The organism is Neisseria sp. Marseille-Q2251 (assembly GCF_940793045.1).
Lineage (GTDB): Bacteria > Pseudomonadota > Gammaproteobacteria > Burkholderiales > Neisseriaceae > Neisseria.
On sequence record NZ_CALNWV010000040.1, the window covers coordinates 1 to 22,870 of the forward strand.

Genomic DNA, 22,870 nt, shown 5'->3' on the forward strand with positions numbered 1-22,870 from the left:
AGCAAACCGATTTCCGCAACATCAGTGATCGGGAGATACGCAGGGTTCAAGATGAGTTGAACCACCGGCCAAGAAAAACACTTGGCTACGAAACACCAAGTGTTTTATTCTTGAATCTGTTCAAACCACTGATACACTAGTGTTGCACTTGAAATCCGAATCCAAGGACCTATTTCATTGAAATCCGGCTACGCGCCCTACTCCGCCCAAATCACTGTTTCCGACGCATCGCGGCGCGGTTTCGGGGTAATGTCGCGCACACGGTAGCCGAAGGTTGCGGCGACGGATAAGCCGTAATTCTCAGGATCGAGCAATCCGGCTTCGGCAAGGATTTTTTCCACTTCGGCATACTCCATGCCTTCGATAGCGCAAGAATCGATGCCAAGCATCGCCGCGCCGGTGAGCATATTGCCCAGCGCGATGTAGGTTTGCTTGCTTGCCCAGTCAAACAAGGCGCGTTCGTCGTCGGCGATGGGCATATCGTGGGTTTGGAAACGGCGGTAGCGTTCAAATGCGCCCTCCCTCTCTTCGGCGCTCAGACCGCGTCTGTCCATCAGTTCTTCAAAAGCAGGGCTGTCGTAGCGGGCGTGTTTTCGTGCCAACAGGAAAACGACGTGGCTGGCATCCGAAATGGAAGCCTGCATCCCCCAAGCGAAGGGTTTGATTTTTTCGCGCAATGCCGCGTTCTGCACAACCACAAACTGCCACGGCTCGCAGCCGACGGAGCTGGGCGAAAGGCGGCCGAAATCAAGGATGGTGGCAAAATCTTCGGCACTGATTTTGCGCGCAGGGTCGTAGTAGCGGACGGAAACGCGGCGTTTGAAAATTTCGAGGGCTTGTTCGCGGGTCAGTATCATGATGATTCCTTTGATTGAGTATGAAAGGGGCTTCCTTTCGGACAATCAGAATGGTCAAACGTTCGCAACGTTTGCAGCGCCACCGGCAGCGAAACCGTTTGACGGTTGTGTGCAGAAAGGTAGGCGGCGTTAATCAGCTCCAGCGATTTCAAGCCTTCGCGCCCGTCGACAACAGGCTCGGCCTTGCCGCGCAACACATCGACAACATTCCGATAATACAGCGGATGCCCGAAACCGTACACCGACGTGGTTTCGTAATTGGCGGTTTTGACCTGTTCGTCGTAATCGCGCTCGTCGGCAAAATTCCATTCCTGAATTTCGTTCACCGCCATGCCGCCGATGCGTACCGTGCCGGTTTCGCCCAAAATGGTAATCGAGCCTTCGAGGTTTTTCGGGTAAGTACACATGGTCACTGCCATCGAACCGAGTGTGCCGTCGCGCCAACGGAGGTTCATCACGCCTGTGTCTTCGGCTTCAATTTTGCGGTGGGTCGCAATCATCGCCTGCACTTCCGCCACCGGTCCGATAAGCCATTCCATCAAATCGACGTAGTGGCTGGCTTGGTTCATGAACGCGCCACCGTCCAGCTTCCAAGTGCCACGCCAACCGCCTCCTTGCTCGTAATACGACTGCGGGCGCGTCCAAAAAACATTCAAATGCACCATATAGATTTTGCCGAAGCGTTGTTCTGCGACCGCGCGTTTGAGCAGTTGCAGCGTGGCATTGAGGCGGTTTTGTTTCACGACAAACAAACGTTTGCCCGCTTTGTCGGCAGCTTGAACCATAAGTTCGCCGTCGGCAAAGCAGGTAGCCATCGGTTTTTCGGTGACAACGTGAAAACCCGCTTCCAACGCCTCAACCGCTTGCTCGGGATGCAAACCGGACGGCGTGGTGATGACGATTACGTCGGCATCGGTTTCTGCCAGCATGTCGGTATAGCGGGCATAGCCCTTCGCCCCGGTGCGTTTGACCGCCGCTTCAAGCGCGGCAGGATCGATGTCGCACACGGCAACGAGTTCGCAATCTTCTTGCAATACTTCAAACGAGCCAAAATGGTTGTTGGAAATACGGCCGCAGCCGACCAAGGCGAATTTGATTTTGCGGTTTTGAATGGCTTCAGACATTTTCAGACAACGTATATAGTTATAAAAAACGGAAAAAGATTATAGATAAATCAGCCCTCAACCGATACCTAAAATCATGAAAAATTTGACGGGGCGGCAAGATATGGATGTGCTTTCCGCCGTCGACTCTTTCCTTTCGAACTCAGGTCGATATGAAGTTAATTTACAACAAATGCGTATCGTGGTTTATAATCCCCCTCTAACGAAACAGGGGTGCTGCCTGATGTCTTGGCGGCTGAGAAATACCCTTTACACCCGATCGGGATAATACCTGCGTGGGGAGTTTTCACGGATTCTGTCTTTCAGACGACCTTTTTTGATATGAGGTCGTCTGAAAAAGCAAAACGCTCCTGTTTCTTCTTTTCAAACGAGAAAACAGGAGCATTTTTTATGACTACGCCAAAGAAAACCGCCAAAACCTCCGGCAACGAAGCGCGCGAGCTTGCCGACTTGAGCGAAGACATCGGCATCCGCTTCAAATATCCGAACTCGGAACGCGTGTATCTGCAAGGCAGCCGCGACGACATCCGCGTGCCTTTGCGCGAAATCCGTCAAGACGACACCTACACGGCGCAAGGCACGGAAGCCAACCCGCCGATTCCCGTCTATGACACCAGCGGCGTATACGGCGATCCGGCGGCACACATCGACCTGAAACAAGGTTTGCCGCACGTCCGCACCGCATGGCTGGACGAACGCGGCGATACAGAAATCCTGCCCAAGCTTTCCAGCGAATACGGCATCGAACGCGCGCACGACCCGCAAACCGCCCATCTGCGTTTCAACCAAATCACCCGCCCACGCCGCGCCAAAGCAGGCAGAAACGTAACCCAGCTCCATTATGCACGCCAAGGCATCATCACGCCCGAAATGGAATTTGTCGCCATACGCGAACGCATGAAGCTGGACGAACTTTTCAGACGACCCGAATACGCCAAGCTCTTGAAACAGCACGCAGGGCAAAGTTTCGGCGCGAACATCCCGACCCATCCCGACCAAATCACACCCGAATTCGTGCGCCGAGAAATCGCCGCCGGACGCGCGATTATCCCCGCCAACATCAACCACCCCGAACTCGAACCGATGATTATCGGCCGCAACTTCCGCGTCAAAATCAACGGCAATTTGGGTAATTCCGCCGTCACCTCCAGCCTGACCGAAGAAGTCGAAAAAATGGTGTGGTCGCTGCGTTGGGGCGCGGACACGATTATGGATTTGTCCACCGGCGCACATATCCACGAAACGCGCGAATGGATTATCCGCAACGCGCCCGTCCCCATCGGCACGGTACCCATCTATCAGGCTTTGGAAAAAACCGGCGGTATCGCCGAAGATTTGACTTGGGATTTGTTCCGCGACACCTTAATCGAACAGGCGGAGCAAGGCGTGGACTATTTCACCATACACGCAGGCGTGTTGCTGCGCTATGTGCCGATGACCGCCAATCGCCTCACCGGCATCGTATCGCGCGGCGGCTCCATCATGGCGAAATGGTGCCTCGCCCACCATCAGGAAAACTTCCTATACACGCATTTCGACGAAATCTGCGAAATCATGAAAGCCTACGACGTATCGTTCAGCCTCGGCGACGGCCTGCGCCCCGGCTGCATTGCCGATGCCAACGACGAATCCCAATTCGCCGAGCTGCACACCTTGGGCGAATTGACCGCCAAAGCGTGGGAACACGACGTACAAGTCATGATCGAAGGCCCCGGCCATGTGCCGTTGCAACGCGTCAAAGAAAACATGACCGAAGAGCTGCAACACTGCTTTGAAGCACCTTTCTACACACTCGGCCCGCTCGTTACCGACATCGCCCCCGGCTACGACCACATCACTTCGGGCATAGGCGCAACCAATATCGGCTGGTACGGCACAGCCATGCTTTGCTACGTTACCCCGAAAGAGCATTTGGGTCTGCCCGACAAAGAAGACGTGCGCACCGGCATCATCACCTACAAACTCGCCGCCCACGCCGCCGACCTCGCCAAAGGCTGGCCGGGCGCGCAGTTGCGCGACAACGCCCTGAGCAAGGCGCGTTTCGAGTTTCGATGGCGCGACCAATTCCGCCTCAGCCTCGACCCCGAACGCGCCGAAAGCTTCCATGACGAAACCCTGCCCGCCGAAGGCGCGAAAATCGCCCACTTCTGCTCAATGTGCGGCCCCAAATTCTGCTCGATGAAAATCACGCAGGAAGTGCGCGACTACGCCGACAAGCAAAAAGCCCAGCGGCAGGGTATGGAGGAAAAAGCGGTCGAGTTTGTGAAGAAAGGGGCTGAGATTTACAGTTGATAAAAAGGTCGTCTGAAAAGTTTTCAGACGACCTTTTTCTATTTCCTGAACTCTTCCCTGACGATGTCCAGCCAAGCCCTGAGCGCGGGGGTGGGACGCTGGTGTTTTTTCCATGCCATCGTCAGTTGCCAGCGGATTTCGGGTTCGGTCAGCGGGACGGCGGCGAAGGTGTCGGGGTTGATTTTGCGGGCGTAGTATTCGGGCAGAAGGGCGATGCCCATATGGTGCGCCACCATGTCGGCGAGCAGGTCCCATTGTCCGGTGCGGCAGACGACGTTGGGGGTGAAGCCTTGGCTGCGGCAGGCGGTTTGGATGGTTTCGTTAAGGGAAAACCCTGAGCCGAAGAGGATAAACGATTCGTGTTGCAGGCTTTTGAGGCTGAGGGCGGTATGGCGGGCTTGGGCGCGCGGCATGAGGACGACGAGCGGGTAGTCGCAGAGGGTAATGCTGTCGAAGTCTTCGTGGACGGGGGCGAGCAGTTGTCCGGCGTCAAGTTCGTTGTTGCGCAGGGATTGCTCGATGGCGAGCGAACCTTGTTCGAGGAAGGTCAATTCGATGCCGGGCCATTGGCGGCGGAAGCGGAACAGGGCGTTGCTGAGCAGGTCGCTGCCGAGCAGTGCCAAACCCAGCCGCAGCGTGCCGCTTTTGATGTGGCGGTAGCCGTCGATGCGGGAGAGCAGCAGGTCGCGTTCATGCAGGAGGTTCAGCGCGTGGCGGTACACTTCTTCGCCGATGGGCGTGGTGGCAACTTGGCGTTTTTTGCGGCCGTTTTCTTTAACCAGCAGCGGCACGCCCAGCTCTTCTTCCAATGCCTGTATGGTTTTGCTGACGGTAGGCTGGGTCAGGTTGAGCGCGGATGCGGCGGCGGAAAAACTTTGCAGGCGCACGAGTTCGGCGAAACAGTGCAGGCTTTTGAAGTCCATTATTCCTCTTTTGCATGATTTTAGTTCAGATAATTCATATTATGCGCAAACCGCATCCTTATAATCAAGCCTTCGTTTTGGATTACGGATGGATAAACCTTATGGATACGCTGACGCGATTTTTTCAGACGACCTTGCAGCTTGCCGTAGTCGGCTTGGTGTGGCTGGTGTCGGATTTGATGGTGCGCTTTGCCCATCTGCCTGTTTCTTCGGGCGTATTGGGGCTGTTTTTGATGCTTGCGCTGATGGGTTTGGGCGTGATTAAAACCGGCATGGTCGAGCGCGGCGCCAAATGGGTGTTGGGCGAACTGGTGTTTTTCTTTATTCCGATTATGGTTTCCGTATTGCAATACCGCGATTTGCTTCTTTCCGAAGGTTGGCGGCTGGTGCTGACGATTGCGGTCGGCACCGCGCTGGTGATGATCAGCACGGCGTTGACGCTGAATTTCTGCTACCGCTGGAAACGCCGCCTGTATAAAAAACTGCACGCCTGATAGGGAATAAAAATGGATTACGTTGCACTCGCCTGCTTCGTCTGGACCTGCTTCGCCTATTTTGTAGCGAAAAAAATCTACCATAAAAAACCGCTGATGATTTTCTCGCCCGTTGTGACCGTCTCGGTCAGCACCATCGTCCTGATGCTGCTTTTGGGTATTTCCTACGACACTTACCACAAATACACGCAAGGCATCGTTTTCCTGCTTACGCCGGTAACGGTCGCTTTCGCTATCCCGATTTACGAAAACCGCGAGGTCATCCGCCGCCAGCTTCCCATCCTGTCGATAGCGATTTTGGTTGGTATGTTTGTCGGCGTGGCCAGCGCGTTTTTGATGGGCAATATGTTCCACTTCGACAGCGAAGTGACCAACAGCCTGATGGCGCGCTCGATTTCCACGCCGTTTGCCGTCGTATTGGCAAGTGAAATCCACGGTTCGGCGTCGCTGGTGTCGCTGTTCACCATCATCACCGGCTTCGTCGGCATGATATTCGGCGATTTGTTTTTAGCGTTTACCCGCATCCGCTTCCACACCGCCAACGGTGTCGCACTGGGCAACGCCGCCCACGGCTTCGGTACTTCCCGCGCCGGACAACGCCACGAAACCGAAGGCATGATGGCGAGCCTGACCATGATTTTGGCGGGGTTGTTTATGGTCATCATCGGGCCGAGCATGGTGCATTTGGTGGTTTGGCTGATGAGCTGAAGAGCAGTTTTACAAAGATATCGAAACGTCCTTGAGTTTTGGGGTTGTCTGAAATCGGGGCGGTCGTTTTGCCCTCTCCCCGGCCCTCTCCCACGGGAGAGGGAGTAGATGTCGGGATGTCGAGGATGTTGTGGGCGGGGTCGAAGGCGAAGGTTTCGCTGCGGCCGGTTTGGCTGTTGCGGGCTTCTTGAATGCGTCCGATTTTGTCGTAACCGTAATGGAGTATGCCGCTTCTTTGGTCGGCGCTTTGAATGAGGTTGCCGGCTTTGTCGTAGGCGTAGCGGCGGTTGAGCACGGTACAACAAAGGTCGTTTGAAAGTTGGTTTCAGACGACCTTTGCCATGTTTTGACTAGTAATGAGTTTGTTAAAGAGCAAATATTTCAGAAGACATTAAAGAGACTATTGAGGTCATCTAAACAATAAAAACCGCGTGCGTGCGTACTAGATTAGAGATTTCATGTAAGCCAAAGCTTGATTTATACGAACTAATATGTCAACTAGTAATAGGATTGAATTGTTAAAAAATCAGATATTTTAGACAGCCTTATTATTATTGTTTTTTATTCTTTCAGACATAACTGCAAAATCCAAAATACCATTAGGATAATCCTCTAAAAATAGGGAAAGCCAAGTTTCAAATTCATTATATTTAGTAAAAAATCCATATATAAGCCCATTTTTGACTAATTTTTCATAATAATTTTTATCTACTGTTTTGGGATTGCCATTACTCATAATTTTAGATTCTTGAAAAGAATATTCTTTATTCCAAGATAAAAATATTGCTAAATCTGGAACAGAAATACTTTTAGCTTCCAAGTCAATCTTCCCAATTAATTTCCATATTTTCTTATTAATTGCTGTTTCTTTACATGAGTGATATAGCTTGAAACCTCTAGATAATAATAAATCTATATCTTTAGTTGACTCCTCAGAAAGATAATTAAAAACACCAAAGTTAAACTTTGATATAAGACATACATAAGTATATTTACCATTTGGCAATAATATTTCATAGATGTTACCGTACTTCATGCTCATATTACTATCCTTTTAACATGGTTTACCGATTCTCAAACGTGTTCTAATATAGCTTTCTATAAGAGCTGCTAAGTTAGCTCTATAAAAAGCCTGTATATATTTAGAACCAATTTTAAGTTAACCTTTTTTAGGTCCTTTTTTATAAGTTCCTATTTTTCTTTCTTGAATCGTATTGGTAATATTGGTTTTCGCCGTCGGGCAGCTCGCGGTAGATCAAATTGCCCAATGCGTCGTAGGTGTATTCGATGCCGTTGTATTCTTTGAGGCGGTTGCCGCCGGTAAGGTTGTGGTTGGCAGGTGATTTCAGACGACCTTGAGTTTTGGGGTCGTCTGAAATCGGCGCGGTCGCTTTGCCCTCTCCCCAGCCCTCTCCCACGGGAGAGGGAGTAGATGTCGGGATGTCGAGGATGTTGTGGGCGGGGTCGAAGGCGAAGGTTTCGCTGCGGCCGGTTTGGTTGTTGCGGGCTTCTTGAATGCGTCCGATTTTGTCGTAGACGTAATTAAGGACGCCGCTTCTTTGGTCGGCGCTTTGAATCAGGTTGCCGGCTTTGTCGTAGGCGTAGCGGCGGTTGACGGCGCCGCCGGCCAACGGGTTTTGTTTGCCGCGGGGTGTTGGTGTGCCGCTCCGGACGGTACGCTGGCTTTTCAGACGACCCATGGGGTCGTAGTCGTACAGGCTGCTGATGCTGCCCTGTGTCCTTTGGATTTCGCGGTGCAGTTTGTCGCGTTCGATGTCGCTGACGACTTCGCTGTCGAGGCTGATTTGGTGCAGGTGTCCGCTGCCGTAGTACAGGTAATCGATCTGGCGGCCGTCGGGCAGGATGGTGCGGATGCGGTTGCCCAACGGGTCGTAATAGCCTCTATCTGATCTGTTGCAATACCTTTTGCTCTCGCATCTTGGAGAAAATAATGTTCTGCTCCTCTTATAGCCCTATAGGAACTTGTTTCAAAAACTGCTGTCATAGGACCTAAGTTTCGGTGATGGCTACGTTTTCTATTAGCTAAAATTGTTTCTACTGACATATTATCTGCTCCTCTTGTTCTCCCTGTATATATTTTTTCTGGATTATCTAAATCTAGTGCTTGATAGATAATATGCCGTGTTAAACCCCAAACATCAATCCAAATCTGAGTATTCGGCGCAAACTGATACAGATTCTCCCCACCCAACAACCCAATCGGGTCCTGATTCACAAACCGCCCGGCCTCTGGCTCGTAATACCGCATCAGGTTGTAATGCAGCCCGGTTTCTTCATCGAAGTATTGGTTCTGCAATCTGAACGGCTGATGCGCGTTCTTGTAAACCCTCTCATCCTTTTTCAGACGACCCCAAGCGGTGTATTCGCCGTACCATAAGAGATTGCCGTGGATGTCGGTCATCTCTTTCGGAATGCCGACTTGGTCGTTGTGGAAATAGGCGAGGTATTGCGCTTCGTCTTGGTTGTTGTGGAAGACTTGGGCCAGGGGTTCGTAGCTGTCTTGGTCGGTGTAGATATAGGTGTAGCAGCCTTTGTAGGTGTACTCCTGCAACAGGCGGCTGCCGTCCCAGACGAAGTGGGTACGTTTCGGTTCGGTACTCGTCCAGGCGAGTTTGTCTTGGCGTTCTTTGGAGAGGCGTCTGCCGAACGGGTCGTAGGCGTATGTCCAGATTTCGGTGTTTCCGGCGGGCTTTTTGATTTCGGCGCGGACGAGTTGGTTTTCTAATCGGTAGCCTACGGTGGCGCTTTGGCCGTTGTGGACGGTGGTTTCGCCAATGAGGCGGTCGAGTTCGTCGTAGGCGAGTTCGACGCTGCTGTGTTGGTTGCGGGCTTTGGTCAGGTTGCCGGTAATGGGGTCGTATTCGAAACGGGTGCGGCTGATGCCTTCGTCTTTGCTTTGTCCGTTGCGGCCGGAGACTTTGCGGCTTTGTTTTTCGATCAGTTGGCCGAGGATGTTGCGTTTGAACCGGTGGATGTGCCAAGTTTCGGGACGCTCTTTCAGACGACCTTTATCGGTGCTTTGGCCGTATTCGGTCTGTTGGACCAGTTGTCCGGCGGCATCGTAGCCGTAGGCGGTGATTTTGCCGTCCCAGCCGGTTTCTTGGATCAGGTTGTCGGTCGGGTCGTAATCGAGACGGTAGGTTTCGCCGTTTTCGTTGGTGAGGACGGTCAGACGGCGGGCTTTGTCGTAGGCGTAGGCGAAGGTATGGCCCAGCGCGTTGGTGCGTTTGAGCGGCAGTCCGTCCACTGCGAGTTCGTAGGCGGTTTTGGCACCGAGTCCGTCGATGTAGGCGGTCAGTCGGTTGAGGCGGTCGTATTCGAAGGTTTCGTGACTGCCGTCGGGATAGTCGGTACGGACGGGGTTGCCCGCTGCGTCGTAGTGGTGGCGGGTGGTGTAACTAGCGGTAGAGAAATTTAGTAGAGGTCCCTGAAAGTCGGTTTTCAAACGACCTCTACATCAATCAGTAATAAAATTGTTAAAGAACCGATAGCTCAGACGACTTAGAAGAAGATTTAGAGGTCGCTTGAAAAGCAGAAGCCGCGTGTATATTCCACACACACCCCACATCAGAATTAAAAGTTTCATACAAACTACGGTTTGCTTTTTTTCATTCGAAAGAAATTTTTAACATTTTTGATAACCGATTTATAAAATATAAAATTGCCAAATGTTCATCTTGGTAACAACATTCTTCGGTTCTCAACCCTCTTTCTGAATAAAATATATGCCATTTTTTATTTTCTTCAACAATACATAATGATTCATCATTTACTTCATTGATTGAGTAACTATCTTCTGGTATTCCTTTACTTTTGAGATAAGAATTCAACTCATTAATTTTTAACATTTTCCTATTTTCACCTCTTCCAGATGCCCAGATTCTATATATGATTTAACAGATTTTGGCAACTCATATTGTGTCCCTAATCCAATCTCTCCGAACCACGGCATAATTTTACTTGCAGCTACATTATCAATCGGTTTCAGTACCCTATATAACCACTTACTTGTATTGGGCGCAAACCAATATAGATTATCCCCGCCCAACAACCCAATCGGGTCCTGATTCACAAACCGCCCCGCCTCAGGCTCGTAATAGCGCATCAGGTTGTAATGCAGTCCGGTCTCTTCATCAAAGTATTGGTTTTGCAATCTGAACGGCTGATGCGCATCCTTGTAAACCCGCTCATTCTTTTTCAGACGACCCCAAGCGGTGTATTCGCCGTACCATAAGAGATTGCCGTGGATGTCGGTCATCTCACGCGGGATGCCGATTTGGTCGGTGTGGAAATAGGCAAGGTATTGTTTGCCGTCTTTGGCGTTGTCAAAGACTTGGGCTAAGGGGTCGTAGCTGTCTTGGTCGGTGTAGATATAGGTGTAACTGCCTTTGTAGGTGTACTCCTGCAACAGGCGGCTGCCGTCCCAGACGAAGTGGGTGCGTTTGGGGTCGGTACTCGTCCAGGCGAGTTTGTCTTGGCGTTCTTTGGAAAGGCGTCTGCTGAACGGGTCGTAGGCGTATGTCCAGATTTCGGTATTGCCGGCGGGCTTTTTGATTTCGGCGCGGACGAGTTGGTTTTCTAGGTCGTATTGGTAATATTGGTTTTCGCCATCAGGCAACTGGCGGTAGATCAGGTTGCCCAGTGCGTCGTAGGTGTATTCGATGCCGTTGTATGATTCTAGGCGGTTGCCGGCTTTGTCGTAGGCGTAGCGGCGGTTGAGCGCGCTACAACAAAGGTCGTCTGAAAGTTGATTTTCAGACGACCTTGGCGTTGACTAGTGATAAGATAGTTAAAGAACGAGTATTTCCGACAACCTCGAAAAGGCTTGAAGTCATCTAAAAAAACAGAAAATTCAAGTCTTTATCACATAAACCCTCCGTCGAGATTAAATATTTCAAACGGATTACAAGTTGCTGAATTAGCAAAATATGCATTTATTTTTTGAAAATAAGAAAAGTTTTGTTCAGTATTATATTTTGATGAGAAAATTTAATCTTTTATATCCTAACCTTAAACCAGTGACAATGGATTAATTAATTTAAATAAATTCAGTACTGTATTTTTTACAAACTCTGGAAGAATTAGTTTGAATTGAATTTTTTCGCCGCTTTCCAACTCAAAATATAATCTTTCATGATCCATACTAAAAGATATAATTTTGTTTTTAACCCACGGCATAAAAACAATTAAATAATATTCTTTATCAATAAGAGAAACTGCAAAAGATAAATTCCAATCTCTTGGTTCATCATATCTTCGTAATGAAAAACGTTTTAATTCTCCACCAGAAACAACAAATTCAATCTCATCATAGTAAGTATTGTATTCTTTAAAAGACTTAAATTCATTACTAGATAAAATTTCAAATAAAAACTTTTCTAAGTTATTAGAAATTTTAATTGAAAATTCATCTTTTTTAGTTTTAACTGTGAAAAAATTTTTCTCTCTGAAAAATTCTTGTATCAGAATATTCTTTTCGTCATCATTTATGTAATAAAGATTATTACCGTCTGATATAAACTCCTTTGCATAATTAATACTAAAATAGTTTATAGAAGAATCATAATTTACACAAACTTCATCTACCATCAAAGGCATAAAAAACTCCTAATAGTTACTATATTTTAAAATTATATGACTATCGCTTTCGACTATATTTCAACAAAATCGCCCATGCTCTGTCAGACTTATAACCTTTTGCAGAGGGAGGCCTATCTGCTTTTGTTTCTGCTATAAGATCAGAAATTTCACGACGAACTTTATCAAAGTCGGACGAGTCAATCATTATCTCATCTACATTTTTATTCCTTCTAGTTAATGGAAATCTAACACTATTTGCTCCACCTTCTTTCAATGTTTTAAATATATTGGCTCTACATTTTGTACACATACCAATTCGTTTAATTAAATTTTCCTTGGTATCCATATCCTTAAAGTAACCAATGATGTTATGTATTATTACATCTTGACCACGCAATTTACCAGCATCTGCTAATTCCTGAAGCCCTTTAATTTCTGCATGACGTCCACCACTTTTATGAGTGGTACTATTTCCTCCGGCTGTCACCGAGGCTTTGGCACCATTCCTATGATGTCGTGCCAATCCCCAAGGATCACTCCACACCATGGAATTAGGCGAAAACTGATATTGATTATCCCCACCCAACAACCCAATCGGATCCTGATTCACAAACCGCCCGGCCTCAGGCTCGTAATACCGCATCAGGTTGTAATGCAGTCCGGTCTCTTCATCAAAGTATTGGTTCTGCAGTCTGAACGGCTGGTGCGCGTTCTTGTAAACCCGCCCATCCTTTTTCAGACGACCCCAGGCGGTGTATTCGCCGTACCATAACAGATTACCATGGATGTCGGTCATCTCGCGCGGGATGCCGACTTGGTCATTGTGGAAATAGGCGAGGTATTGCCCTTCGTCTTGGTTGTTCTGGAAGACTTGGGCTAAGGGGTCGTAGCTGTCTTGGTCGGTGTAGATATAGGTGTAGCTGCCTTTGTAGGTGTACTCCTGAAGTAATCGCGTTCCGTCCCAGACGAAGTGGGTGCGTTTCGGATCGGTGCTCGTCCAGGCGAGTTTGTCTTGGCGTTCTTTGGAGAGGCGTCGTCCGAACGGGTCGTAGGCGTATGTCCAAATCTCAGTATTGCCGGCGGGCTTTTTGATTTCGGCGCGGACGAGTTGGTTTTCGAGGTCGTATTGGTAATATTGGTTTTCGCCGTCGGGCAGCTGGCGGTAGATCAGGTTGCCCAATGCGTCGTAGGTGTATTCGATGCCGTTGTATTCTTTGAGGCGGTTGCCGCTGACAGGGTTGGGCTTGGCGGGGGATTTCAGACGACCTTGAATTTTGGGGTCGTCTGAAATCGGGGCGGTCGTTTTGCCCTCTCCCCGGCCCTCTCCCACGGGAGAGGGAGTAGATGTCGGGATGTCGAGGATGTTGTGGGCGGGGTCGAAGGCGAAGGTTTCGCTGCGGCCGGTTTGGTTGTTGCGGGCTTCTTGAATGCGTCCGATTTTGTCGTAGACGTAATTAAGGACGCCGCTTCTTTGGTCGGCGCTTTGAATCAGGTTGCCGGCTTTGTCGTAGGCGTAGCGGCGGTTGACGGCGCCGCCGGCCAACGGGTTTTGTTTGCCGTGAAGCGTTTGTGTGCCGCTCCGGACGGTACGCTGGCTTTTCAGACGACCCATGGGGTCGTAGTCGTACAGGCTGCTGATGCTGCCCTGTGTCCTTTGGATTTCGCGGTGCAGTTTGTCGCGTTCGATGTCGCTGATGACTTCGCCGTTGAGGCTGATTTGGTGCAGGTGTCCGCTGCCGTAATACAGGTAATCGATATGGCGGCCGTCGGGCAGGATGGTGCGGATGCGGTTGCCCAACGGGTCGTATCGGTAGCCTACGGTGGCGCTTTGGCCGTTGTGGACGGTGGTTTCGCCGATGAGTCGGTCGAGTTCGTCGTAGGCGAGTTCGACGCTGCTGTGTTGGTTGCGGGCTTTGGTCAGGTTGCCGGTAATGGGGTCGTAGTCGAAACGGGTGCGGCTGATGCCTTCGTCTTTGCTTTGTCCGTTGCGGCCGGAGACTTTGCGGCTTTGTTTTTCGATCAGTTGGCCGAGGATGTTGCGTTTGAAATGGTGGATGTGCCAAGTTTCGGGACGGTCTTTCAGACGACCTTGGCTATTGCTTTGACCGTATTCGGTCTGTTGAACCAGTTGTCCGGCGGCATCGTAGCCGTAGGCGGTGATTTTGCCGTCCCAGCCGGTTTCTTGGATCAGGTTGTCGGTTTGGTCGTAATCGAGACGGTAGGTTTCGCCGTTTTCATTTCAGACGACCTCTATGTTAACTGCTAATGAGATTGTTAAAGAACAAATGGTTCAGACGACCTCAAAGAAGATAGTGAGGTCGTCTGAAAAACAGAAACCGCGTGCGTGCGTACCGCACACACCCTACGTCAGGACTGAAGGTTTTGTGCGGGGCTGCGGCTTGCTATAACTTACTTACAGAATATTTCATGTTAGAGGAAGAAACTCCATCTTCAAATTATTACTCACAACTAATTCTTTGAATTTATCAGAAAAAGCCCAAATTAAATCATCATTTATATCTTTTGCACAAAACTCAAAACCAGATATATTTCCCAAAAATACAGGTGGATAATCAATAAACTTCTCTCCATCTATTTCATAAAAATTTGATTTTTCCATATCTACTAATTTAGCAGTTAATTTAATTTTTCCAAGGAAAAATTTAAATTCATCATTCTTGATTCTAAGTTTAGCCGGAAAAAAATCTAATTCATTTTTTAATTTATCAGCTAATTTATTAATGAAAGTTTCAGAGAACAATAACATCTTAGGAATTGTTTGAATATAATCTGTTTTAGAAATATTTTTGGAGGTATATCCACTCTGAGTTATAAAAACTGCTTCATCTGTATAATTACCTTTATTGTAATTAATAAATTCCACGATTTCTCTATCATCTTGTTTTAAGTCCACATACGCATCTTCATTATCAACAGCAGAGAATATTTGATAAAGAGTCATCATTTTTTCTTTTTTACTATTACTTTTAGAAATTGGTGTAGCGTAAGTATATTTATCAGTCACAGACCTTTCTCACAAAAAGTCAATATCTGTTACGCTCATTTTCGGTAGAATAAATTGAAGGTCTTCTGAAAACCAAAAACCGCGTGTATTTCGCATATATCCTACATCAGCATTAAAAGTTCCATATGAAATACAGTTTACTAAGATTCATAATAGTCATGCCTGATGTGCAAAGCACCATACATCCTCATACCCTTCATTATCAATTACAAAACCAAATCCTTCCATTAGGGCTAAATACGGCATAACCATTGGAAGTAAAGATTCCAAATGGCTCACATGCAAAGGTTGAAAGAAATCATCATCAGAACTATATTCTCCACAGTAAATAAACCATGTAATTTCATCAAGATTATCCGTAACTCTCAGTTCCCTACGTCCAGATATTGGTTGTTTCCCGATAGTATCTATAGCTATAGCTATCATATCGTTATCAGAAAGTGGGCTAAAATCAGAACCATATTTAGCACAAATAGCCTTCTGCTTTAATTCCAATACAAATTTATTCATTAACTATATTTCCTCGCTTTAATTTTATAGATTACTCTATTTTTTCTTTCCATTTCTAGAATCTATTATATTACCCATTCTTCTTGAGAATGCACTTAATTTACCACCCTGACTATTAGAACAAGCCCCACAATGTAGATTATTTATCTAAAGAACAAATATTTCAGACGACCTCAATAAAATATTAAGGTCGTCTGAAAAAAGGTCATGTATACTCAACAACCCAATCAGATCCTGATTAAACAAACTGCCTAGTTTGAGACTCGTAGTCACGCATCAGGTTGTGATGTAGCTTCGTTTCTTTAGGCTGATATGTCAGTTAATCGCAGAGAGGGGATCTGAAATAATACCTGAATTATAGATTTAAAATTCAATGTAATCATCATTATCCATGTAATAATTTAGAGCATCAATAAATTGATCTTTTGTAAAATTTGGATACCGTTCATCTAAGTCATCGTAAATATCCATAAATACATCCCCACTACATAAAATATCCAATCCATTCTCATTTACAAAATCAGGAAAAACTTCTTTTCCATCCACTATTTTTGGACCGTTATCCAAATAACAAACCGTCTCTAAATCAAGGATACTCTCATCTTCATCAGAGGAAATATATATGTATGGAAATTTTGCAAATTTATCAGTATCTTCATCATTAAATAATCTAGCACAATCAATAATTTCTGATATGCTAATTTTTCTTCTAAAAAAATTATCTAAATTCATTTTTTGTTCCTTCTGTGGTTAAATTAACATTTACCTAATGGTTTACCAGTGCGACCGTTTAATTTTCCTCGCCGACCTGGTCTACCACCTCCCCATATACTTCTTCCGCCTTTTCTTTGTGGGTGATATAGACCATGATTTCTTCTATGGTCATTATAATCAACCAGTACCAACCTTTTTGTATCCTCATGATGATGCCATGTTAGTCCCTGTTTATTTTTACCTTTTCCCCAATTGGGACTTGAACTCATATCTCCAGATTTCATCCATTCTTTTAATTCAGGATAACGATTAAGCATATCCCGTTTAAATGATGGGTTAGATTCCATTTTTTTAATAAATGCCTTATTTGCATCATTAAATTGCACAGCATCACTTGAATATCTAATTCCTGAATCTAACTTATGGTCAAAGAAAATATGGTATTTCCCATTATTAGGTCGAGTAGCTAATCCTAACGGGTCAACCCAAGCCTGTACACTCGGAGCAAACCAATAAAGATTATCTCCACCCAGCAACCCAATCGGGTCCTGATTCACAAACCGACCCGCCTCAGGCTCGTAATACCTCATCAGGTTGTAATGCAGCCCGGTCTCTCCCAGACGAAGTGGGTGCGTTTCGGGTCGGTACTCGTCCAGGCGAGTTTGTCTTGGCGTTCTTTGGAAAGGCGTCGTCCGAACGGGTCATAGGCGTAGGTCCAGATCTCGGTATTGCCGGCTGGCTTTTTGATTTCGGCGCGGACGAGTTGGTTTTCGAGATCGTATTGGTAATATTGGTTTTCGCCATTGGGCAGCTGGCGGTAGATCAAATTGCCCAATGCGTCGTAGGTGTATTCGATGCCGTTGTATTCTTTGAAGCGGTTGCCGCTGCTGATGTTGTTGCCTTTACCCTTCCCTTCTGCCGTTTTGTCGGAAAGGATGTTGTGGGCGGGGTCGAAGGCGAAGGTTTCGCTGCGGCCGGTTTGGCTGTTGCAGGCTTCCTGAATGCGTCCGATTTTGTCGTAAACGTAATGGAGGACGCCGCTTCTTTGGTCGGCACTTTGAATCAGGTTGCCGGCTTTGTCGTAGGCGTAGCGGCGGTTGACGGCGCCGCCGGCCAGCGGGTTTTGTTTGCCGTGAAGCGTTTGTGTGCCGCTCCGGACGGTACGCTGGCTTTTCAGACGACCCATGGGGTCGTAGTCGTACAGGCTGCTGATGCTGCCCTGCGTCCTTTGGATTTCGCGGTGCAGTTTGTCGCGTTTGATGTCGCTGACGACTTCGCCGTCGAGGCTGATTTGGTGCAGGTGTCCGCTGCCGTAGTAGAGGTAATCGATATGGCGGCCGTCGGGCAGGATGGTGCGGATGCGGTTGCCCAACGGGTCGTATCGGTAGCCTACGGTGGCGCTTTGGCCGTTGTGGACGGTGGTTTCGCCGATGAGTCGGTCGAGTTCGTCGTAGGCGAGTTCGACGCTGCTGTGTTGGTTGCGGGCTTTGGTCAGGTTGCCGGTAATGGGGTCGTAGTCGAAACGGGTGCGGCTGATGCCTTCGTCTTTGCTTTGTCCGTTGCGGCCGGAGACTTTGCGGCTTTGTTTTTCGATCAGTTGGCCGAGGATGTTGCGTTTGAAATGGTGGATGTGCCAAGTTTCGGGACGCTCTTTCAGACGACCTTTATCGGTGCTTTGGCCGTATTCGGTCTGTTGGACCAGTTGTCCGGCGGCATCGTAGCCGTAGGCGGTGATTTTGCCGTCCCAGCCGGTTTCTTGGATCAGGTTGTCGGTCGGGTCGTAATCGAGACGGTAGGTTTCGCCGTTTTCGTTGGTGAGGACGGTCAGACGGCGGGCTTTGTCGTAGGCGTAGGCGAAGGTATGGCCCAGCGCGTTGGTGCGTTTGAGCGGCAGTCCGTCCACTGCGAGTTCGTAGGCGGTTTTGGCACCGAGTCCGTCGATGTAGGCAGTCAGACGGTTAAGGCGGTCGTATTCGAAGGTTTCGTGACTGCCGTCGGGATAATCGGTACGGACGGGGTTGCCCGCTGCGTCGTAGTGGTGGCGGGTGGTATGGCCCAGCGCATCGGTAACGGTTTCGAGATCGCCGTATTCGGTGTAACCGAAGCAGGTGGTTTCGCCGATACAGTCGGTAAAGCAGACGAGTTGGTCGAGGGTGTCGTAGTGTAGGCGTCGGGTTTTACCTAAGGCATCGGTAACGGTTTCGGGCAGCCATTGGGCGTTGTAGCCGTAGCGGGTGGTGTAACCGGCGGGGTCGGTGATGCTGACGAGGTTGCCGCGTCCGTCGTAATCGTAGGCGGTAATCCTGCCTGCGGGATCGTTGACGGCAACCGGCAGGTTGAGGGTTTCGTGGTAGTCGATTTGGGTGCTGCTGCCGTCCGGCGCGGTGATGGCGATGACGTTGCCTTCGGTATCGTAGAGATAGCGGGTTTCGCGTCCGAGGGGGTCGCGTTCTACGGTAATGCGGCCGTAGCTGTCGCGTTCGCTGTCGCGTTCGCTGTCGCTGCGCTGTCCGTCGGCGTCAATGCGGTAGACGAGTTCTTGGTTTTCGTCGAAACCGTACACTTCCGTCCGACCCAATGCGTCGGTAACGACGGTATGGTCTTTGCGGTAGTCGAACGTCCATTCTTCGCCGAGGTTGTTGCTGCTCTTGAGCACTTTGCCGTCGGTGTCGTAACGGTCGTATTCGTAGCGGGACATCAGTCCGTCGGGCTGGCTGTGTTCGACCATGATGTGGTTGCGGTAGGCGAAACCGCGCAGTTTTTTGCCGTCACGTCCGTAAACGGCGGTCAAATCGCCGTAGCCAAAATCAACTTCAGCAAACGGCAGCCGTGCACCGCCGTCGAGGGAGGCGATTTGGTAAAGGTCGTCTGAAAGTCGGTTTTCAGACGACCTCGTATGTTAACTGTTAATGAGATTGTTAAAGAACAAATGGTTCAGACGACCTCAAAGAAGATAGTGAGGTCGTCTGAAAAGCAAAAACCGCGTGCGTGCGTACCGCACACACCCTACGTCAGGACTGAAGGTTTTGTGCGGGCTACGGCTTGCTAGAAAATTACTTTTTCGCAGCACGAATTTTTTTCAACCCATTCTCCAAAATAGTAACTTTCTCGGGAGGAGTTCCCCTATCCAAAGCATTCCACCAGTTATTTACTGGTTTAACAAATAATTGAAAACCTTCATCCGTTAAATTTGATTTCTTAATAATTAAATCCTTTTTTACTGATCCATCTTGATTAAAAGGATTTATATCTACCAACAAATCATTTTCTATTAAAAATTTCATCAAAGACAAAGACATTTTTTTTATTGCTTTTTGGTAATCAACATCTTTACTTCCTGAAATAAATGCATCAAAATCAAATAAAACTATATCATTTACTTCCATGAGATTCCTTTCTATTTCAAACGGATAATTTCAGATAATTCATCTACTTTAATTAGGGATGTCCCATCTCTAACATAAACACCCCCAGAATTTCTAATCCTTAATTCTTTAGCACGTTGTGCTGTCTTAGATGCAGTCAAACTAGTTACTTCCTGAGCATGTCCACCACCATTTTTACCAGCCCCCTTAATCACAAAATCAAGCTTACGAGATTCACCCGTTACAGGGTCACTGACAATTTCGCCCTTTTTATTTCTCAAGTGTTTCTGACTCAATATACGGTCAGCCCCATATTGGGCATCTAAGTCTTTTTTATGTAAGGCTTCGCGAGCATCACCATCTTTTTTATTTTGGATACATTCCCCTTTGCCCGCGCTTTTCTTCTTAGATTTCGGTCCAGGTTTTTTCCTAAATGTTCCGTTTTTTCTATGACCATAAATTTTTAAACCAAGTGGATCGATAAAATCCAATACTTGATTACCAAATGAATATAGATTATCTCCACCAAACAACCCAATCGGATCCTGATTCACAAACCGCCCGACTTCAGGCTCGTAATAGCGCATCAGGTTGTAATGCAGCCCGGTCTCTTCATCGAAGTATTGGTTCTGCAATCTAAACGGCTGATGCGCATCCTTATAAACCCGCTCATCCTTTTTCAGACGACCCCAAGCGGTGTATTCGCCGTACCACAACAGATTGCCGTGGACGTCGGTCATCTCGCGCGGGATGCCGATTTGGTCGGTATGGAAATAGCTGAGGTATTGTTTGCCGTCTTTGGCGTTGTCAAAGACTTGCGCCAACGGTTCGTAGCTGTCTTGGTCGGTGTAGATATAGGTGTAGCTGCCTTTGTAGGTGTACTCCTGCAATAGGCGGCTGCCGTCCCAGACGAAGTGGGTGCGTTTGGGGTCGGTGCTCGTCCAGGCGAGTTTGTCTTGGCGCTCTTTGGAGAGGCGTCGTCCAAACGGGTCGTAGGCGTATTCCCAAATCTCGGTATTGCCGGCGGGCTTTTTGATTTCGGCGCGGACGAGTTGGTTTTCTAGGTCGTATTGGTAATATTGGTTTTCGCCATCAGGCAGCTGGCGGTAGATCAGGTTGCCCAAGGCGTCGTAGGTGTATTCGATGCCGTTGTATTCTTTGAGGCGGTTGCCGCTGACAAGGTTAGGGTTGGCAGGTGATTTCAGACGACCTTGAGTTTGGGGGCCTTCTGAAATCGGAGCGGTCATTTTGCCCTCTCCCCAGCCCTCTCCCACGGGAGAGGGAGTAGATGTTGGGATGTCGAGGATGTTGTGGGCGGGGTCGAAGGCGAAGGTTTCGCTGCGGCCGGTTTGGCTGTTGCGGGCTTCCTGAATCCGCCCGATTTTGTCGTAAACGTAATTGAGGACGCCGCTTCTTTGGTCGGCGCTTTGAATCAGGTTGCCGGCTTTGTCGTAGGCGTAGCGGCGGTTGACGGCGCCGCCGGCCAGCGGGTTTTGTTTGCCGCGGGGTGTTTGTGTGCCGCTCCAAACGGTACGTTGGTTTTTCAGACGACCCATGGGGTCGTAGTCGTACAGGCTGCTGATGCTGCCCTGTGTCCTTTGGATTTCGCGGTGCAGTTTGTCACGTTCGATGTCGCTGACGACTTCGCCGTCGAGGCTGATTTGGTGCAGGTGTCCGCTGCCGTAGTACAGGTAATCGATCTGGCGGCCGTCGGGCAGGATGGTGCGGATGCGGTTGCCCAACGGGTCGTATCGGTAGCCTACGGTGGCGCTTTGGCCGTTGTGGACGGTGGTTTCGCCGATGAGGCGGTCGAGTTCGTCGTAGGCGAGTTCGACGCTGCTGTGGTGGTTTCGGGCTTTGGTCAAGTTGCCGGTAACGGGGTCGTATTCGAAACGGGTGCGGCTGATGCCTTCGTCTTTGCTTTGTCCGTTGCGGCCGGAGACTTTGCGGCTTTGTTTTTCGATCAGTTGGCCGAGGATGTTGCGTTTGAACCGGTGGATGTGCCAAGTTTCGGGACGCTCTTTCAGACGACCTTTATCGGTGCTTTGGCCGTATTCGGTCTGTTGGACCAGTTGTCCGGCGGCATCGTAGCCGTAGGCGGTGATTTTGCCGTCCCAGCCGGTTTCTTGGATCAGGTTGTCGGTCGGGTCGTAATCGAGACGGTAGGTTTCGCCGTTCTCGTTGGTGAGGACGGTCAGACGGCGGGCTTTGTCGTAGGCGTAGGCGAAGGTATGGCCCAGCGCGTTGGTGCGTTTGAGCGGCAGTCCGTCCACCGCGAGTTCGTAGGCGGTTTTGGCACCGAGCCCGTCGATGTGGGCGGTCAGCCGGTTGAGGCGGTCGTATTCGAAGGTTTCGTGACTGCCGTCGGGATAGTCGGTACGGACGGGGTTGCCCGCTGCGTCGTAATGGTGGCGGGTGGTATGGCCCAGCGCATCGGTAACGGTTTCGAGATCGCCGTATTCGGTGTAACCGAAACGGGTGGTTTCGCCGGTACAGTCGGTAAAGCAGACGAGCTGGTCGAGGGTGTCGTAGTGTAGGCGTCGGGTTTTGCCTAAGGCGTCGGTAACGGTTTCGGGCAGCCATCGGGCGTTGTAGCCGTAGCTGGTGGTGTAACCGGCGGGGTCGGTGATACTGATGAGGTTGCCACGTTTGTCGTAATCGTAGGCGGTAATCCTGCCTGCGGGATCGTTAACGGCAACCGGCAGGTTGAGGGTTTCGTGGTAGTCGATTTGGGTGCTGCTGCCGTCCGGGGCGGTGATGGCGATGACGTTGCCTTCGGTATCGTAGAGATAGCGGGTTTCGCGTCCGAGCGGGTCGCGTTCTACGGTAATGCGACCATAGCTGTCACGTTCGCTGTCGCTGCGTTGTCCGTCGGCGTCGATGCGGTAAATGAGTTCCCGGTTTTCGTCAAAACCGTACACTTCCGTCCGACCCAATGCGTCGGTAACGACGGTATGGTCTTTGCGGTAGTCGAACGTCCATTCTTCGCCGAGGTTGTTGCTGCTTTTAAGCACTTTGCCGTCGGTGTCGTAACGGTCGTATTCGTAGCGGGACACCAGTCCGTCGGGCTGGCTGTGTTCGACCATGATGTGGTTGCGGTAGACGAAACCGCGCAGTTTTTTGCCGTCGCGTCCGTAAACGGCGGTCAAATCGCCGTAGCCGTCGTAGTCGTAGCGCACCAGTTCCTTGCCGTTGAAGGTGACGGAGGTGAGGCGGTTGACGTAGAAACGCTCGTCTTCGGAAACGAAGACATCCCG

Annotated in this window: 18 protein-coding genes, 6 pseudogenes and 1 riboswitch; of the genes and pseudogenes, 5 read left to right on the top strand and 19 right to left on the bottom strand. The window is 49.2% G+C overall.

From position 1 onward, the window contains the following. Positions 1 to 140, top strand: a pseudogene (locus AAG834_RS11280) (IS30 family transposase); the annotation flags it as partial. 57 nt (positions 141 to 197) lie between these two features. Here AAG834_RS11280 and AAG834_RS11285 read toward each other — a convergent pair. Together AAG834_RS11285 and AAG834_RS11290 are read right to left on the bottom strand one after the other, a co-directional pair. Continuing rightward, entirely contained in the window at positions 198 to 860 is a 663-nt protein-coding gene (locus AAG834_RS11285; protein ID WP_283117857.1) for an NAD(P)H-dependent oxidoreductase, read from the bottom strand. Beyond that, the gene (locus AAG834_RS11290; RefSeq protein ID WP_342032178.1) at positions 854 to 1,981 is read right to left on the bottom strand and encodes a Gfo/Idh/MocA family protein; all 1,128 of its coding nucleotides are present in this window, start codon (positions 1,979 to 1,981) and stop codon (positions 854 to 856) included. Before AAG834_RS11290 ends, AAG834_RS11285 begins: the two co-directional genes overlap by 7 nt. 199 nt (positions 1,982 to 2,180) lie before the next feature. Continuing rightward, positions 2,181 to 2,280, top strand: a riboswitch (TPP riboswitch). 91 nt (positions 2,281 to 2,371) lie between these two features. On the opposite strand from AAG834_RS11290, the gene thiC reads away from it, so the two are divergent. Then, a complete protein-coding gene (thiC, locus tag AAG834_RS11295) occupies positions 2,372 to 4,273 on the top strand; it encodes a phosphomethylpyrimidine synthase ThiC (protein WP_045073155.1) in 1,902 nt (633 codons plus the stop codon). 38 nt (positions 4,274 to 4,311) lie between these two features. Here thiC and AAG834_RS11300 read toward each other — a convergent pair whose 3' ends face one another. Next, positions 4,312 to 5,196, bottom strand: coding sequence for a LysR family transcriptional regulator (locus AAG834_RS11300; protein WP_342032179.1), 885 nt, complete (start codon positions 5,194 to 5,196; stop codon positions 4,312 to 4,314). Positions 5,197 to 5,210: 14 nt separating this feature from the next. On the opposite strand from AAG834_RS11300, the gene AAG834_RS11305 reads away from it, so the two are divergent. Together AAG834_RS11305 and AAG834_RS11310 are read left to right on the top strand one after the other, a co-directional pair. Next, positions 5,211 to 5,690, top strand: a complete 480-nt coding sequence (locus AAG834_RS11305; protein WP_342032180.1) for a CidA/LrgA family protein — start codon at positions 5,211 to 5,213, stop codon at positions 5,688 to 5,690. 12 nt (positions 5,691 to 5,702) lie between these two features. Beyond that, entirely contained in the window at positions 5,703 to 6,398 is a 696-nt protein-coding gene (locus AAG834_RS11310) for an LrgB family protein (protein ID WP_342032181.1), read from the top strand. Between the two features lie 25 nt (positions 6,399 to 6,423). Here AAG834_RS11310 and AAG834_RS11315 read toward each other — a convergent pair. The 9 genes and pseudogenes from AAG834_RS11315 to AAG834_RS11355 form a co-directional block, all read right to left on the bottom strand. After that, a pseudogene (locus AAG834_RS11315) lies at positions 6,424 to 6,690 on the bottom strand (RHS repeat domain-containing protein); the annotation flags it as partial. Between the two features lie 243 nt (positions 6,691 to 6,933). After that, entirely contained in the window at positions 6,934 to 7,440 is a 507-nt protein-coding gene (locus AAG834_RS11320; protein WP_342032183.1) for an Imm26 family immunity protein, read from the bottom strand. Between the two features lie 166 nt (positions 7,441 to 7,606). Beyond that, positions 7,607 to 8,098, bottom strand: a pseudogene (locus AAG834_RS11325) (DUF6531 domain-containing protein); the annotation flags it as partial. A 443-nt stretch (positions 8,099 to 8,541) separates the two neighbouring features. Continuing rightward, positions 8,542 to 9,270 (bottom strand): annotated as a pseudogene (locus AAG834_RS13855) (RHS repeat-associated core domain-containing protein); the annotation flags it as partial. A gap of 757 nt (positions 9,271 to 10,027) precedes the next feature. Further along, positions 10,028 to 10,267, bottom strand: coding sequence for a hypothetical protein (locus AAG834_RS11340; RefSeq protein WP_126500668.1), 240 nt, complete (start codon positions 10,265 to 10,267; stop codon positions 10,028 to 10,030). Beyond that, positions 10,261 to 10,371, bottom strand: a complete 111-nt coding sequence (locus tag AAG834_RS13860; RefSeq protein ID WP_415772989.1) for a glycohydrolase toxin TNT-related protein — start codon at positions 10,369 to 10,371, stop codon at positions 10,261 to 10,263. The genes AAG834_RS11340 and AAG834_RS13860 overlap by 7 nt, the downstream gene beginning before the upstream one ends. A 45-nt stretch (positions 10,372 to 10,416) precedes the next feature. Continuing rightward, positions 10,417 to 11,112 (bottom strand): annotated as a pseudogene (locus AAG834_RS11345) (RHS repeat domain-containing protein); the annotation flags it as partial. A 317-nt stretch (positions 11,113 to 11,429) separates the two neighbouring features. Next, the gene (locus AAG834_RS11350) at positions 11,430 to 12,017 is read right to left on the bottom strand and encodes a hypothetical protein (RefSeq protein ID WP_342032184.1); all 588 of its coding nucleotides are present in this window, start codon (positions 12,015 to 12,017) and stop codon (positions 11,430 to 11,432) included. Positions 12,018 to 12,057: 40 nt separating this feature from the next. After that, positions 12,058 to 13,611 carry an RHS repeat domain-containing protein gene (locus tag AAG834_RS11355; protein ID WP_446740460.1) on the bottom strand — a complete coding sequence of 518 codons (1,554 nt, stop codon included), beginning with the start codon at positions 13,609 to 13,611 and terminating at the stop codon, positions 12,058 to 12,060. 144 nt (positions 13,612 to 13,755) lie between these two features. On the opposite strand from AAG834_RS11355, the gene AAG834_RS13865 reads away from it, so the two are divergent. Continuing rightward, complete coding sequence (locus tag AAG834_RS13865) at positions 13,756 to 14,265, top strand: hypothetical protein (RefSeq protein WP_446740459.1); 510 nt, start codon at positions 13,756 to 13,758, stop codon at positions 14,263 to 14,265. 159 nt (positions 14,266 to 14,424) lie between these two features. Here AAG834_RS13865 and AAG834_RS11365 read toward each other — a convergent pair whose 3' ends face one another. The 7 genes and pseudogenes from AAG834_RS11365 to AAG834_RS11400 form a co-directional block, all read right to left on the bottom strand. Then, positions 14,425 to 15,024: a hypothetical protein gene (locus tag AAG834_RS11365; protein WP_342032185.1), complete on the bottom strand. Its 600-nt coding sequence runs from the start codon at positions 15,022 to 15,024 to the stop codon at positions 14,425 to 14,427. A 156-nt stretch (positions 15,025 to 15,180) separates the two neighbouring features. Beyond that, positions 15,181 to 15,534, bottom strand: a complete 354-nt coding sequence (locus AAG834_RS11370; RefSeq protein WP_070515438.1) for an immunity protein Imm33 domain-containing protein — start codon at positions 15,532 to 15,534, stop codon at positions 15,181 to 15,183. Between the two features lie 363 nt (positions 15,535 to 15,897). Beyond that, positions 15,898 to 16,266: a DUF7716 domain-containing protein gene (locus AAG834_RS11375; RefSeq protein WP_070515436.1), complete on the bottom strand. Its 369-nt coding sequence runs from the start codon at positions 16,264 to 16,266 to the stop codon at positions 15,898 to 15,900. Between the two features lie 23 nt (positions 16,267 to 16,289). Next, a complete protein-coding gene (locus tag AAG834_RS11380) occupies positions 16,290 to 16,634 on the bottom strand; it encodes an HNH endonuclease (protein ID WP_246830485.1) in 345 nt (114 codons plus the stop codon). A 78-nt stretch (positions 16,635 to 16,712) separates the two neighbouring features. After that, positions 16,713 to 17,365: pseudogene (locus tag AAG834_RS11385) on the bottom strand (RHS repeat domain-containing protein); the annotation flags it as partial. A 1,936-nt stretch (positions 17,366 to 19,301) separates the two neighbouring features. Further along, positions 19,302 to 19,634: a DNA polymerase III gene (locus AAG834_RS11395; protein WP_342032186.1), complete on the bottom strand. Its 333-nt coding sequence runs from the start codon at positions 19,632 to 19,634 to the stop codon at positions 19,302 to 19,304. Between the two features lie 11 nt (positions 19,635 to 19,645). Further along, positions 19,646 to 22,870, bottom strand: a 3,225-nt coding sequence (locus AAG834_RS11400) for an RHS repeat-associated core domain-containing protein (protein WP_342032187.1), incomplete at its 5' end; no start/stop codon positions are given.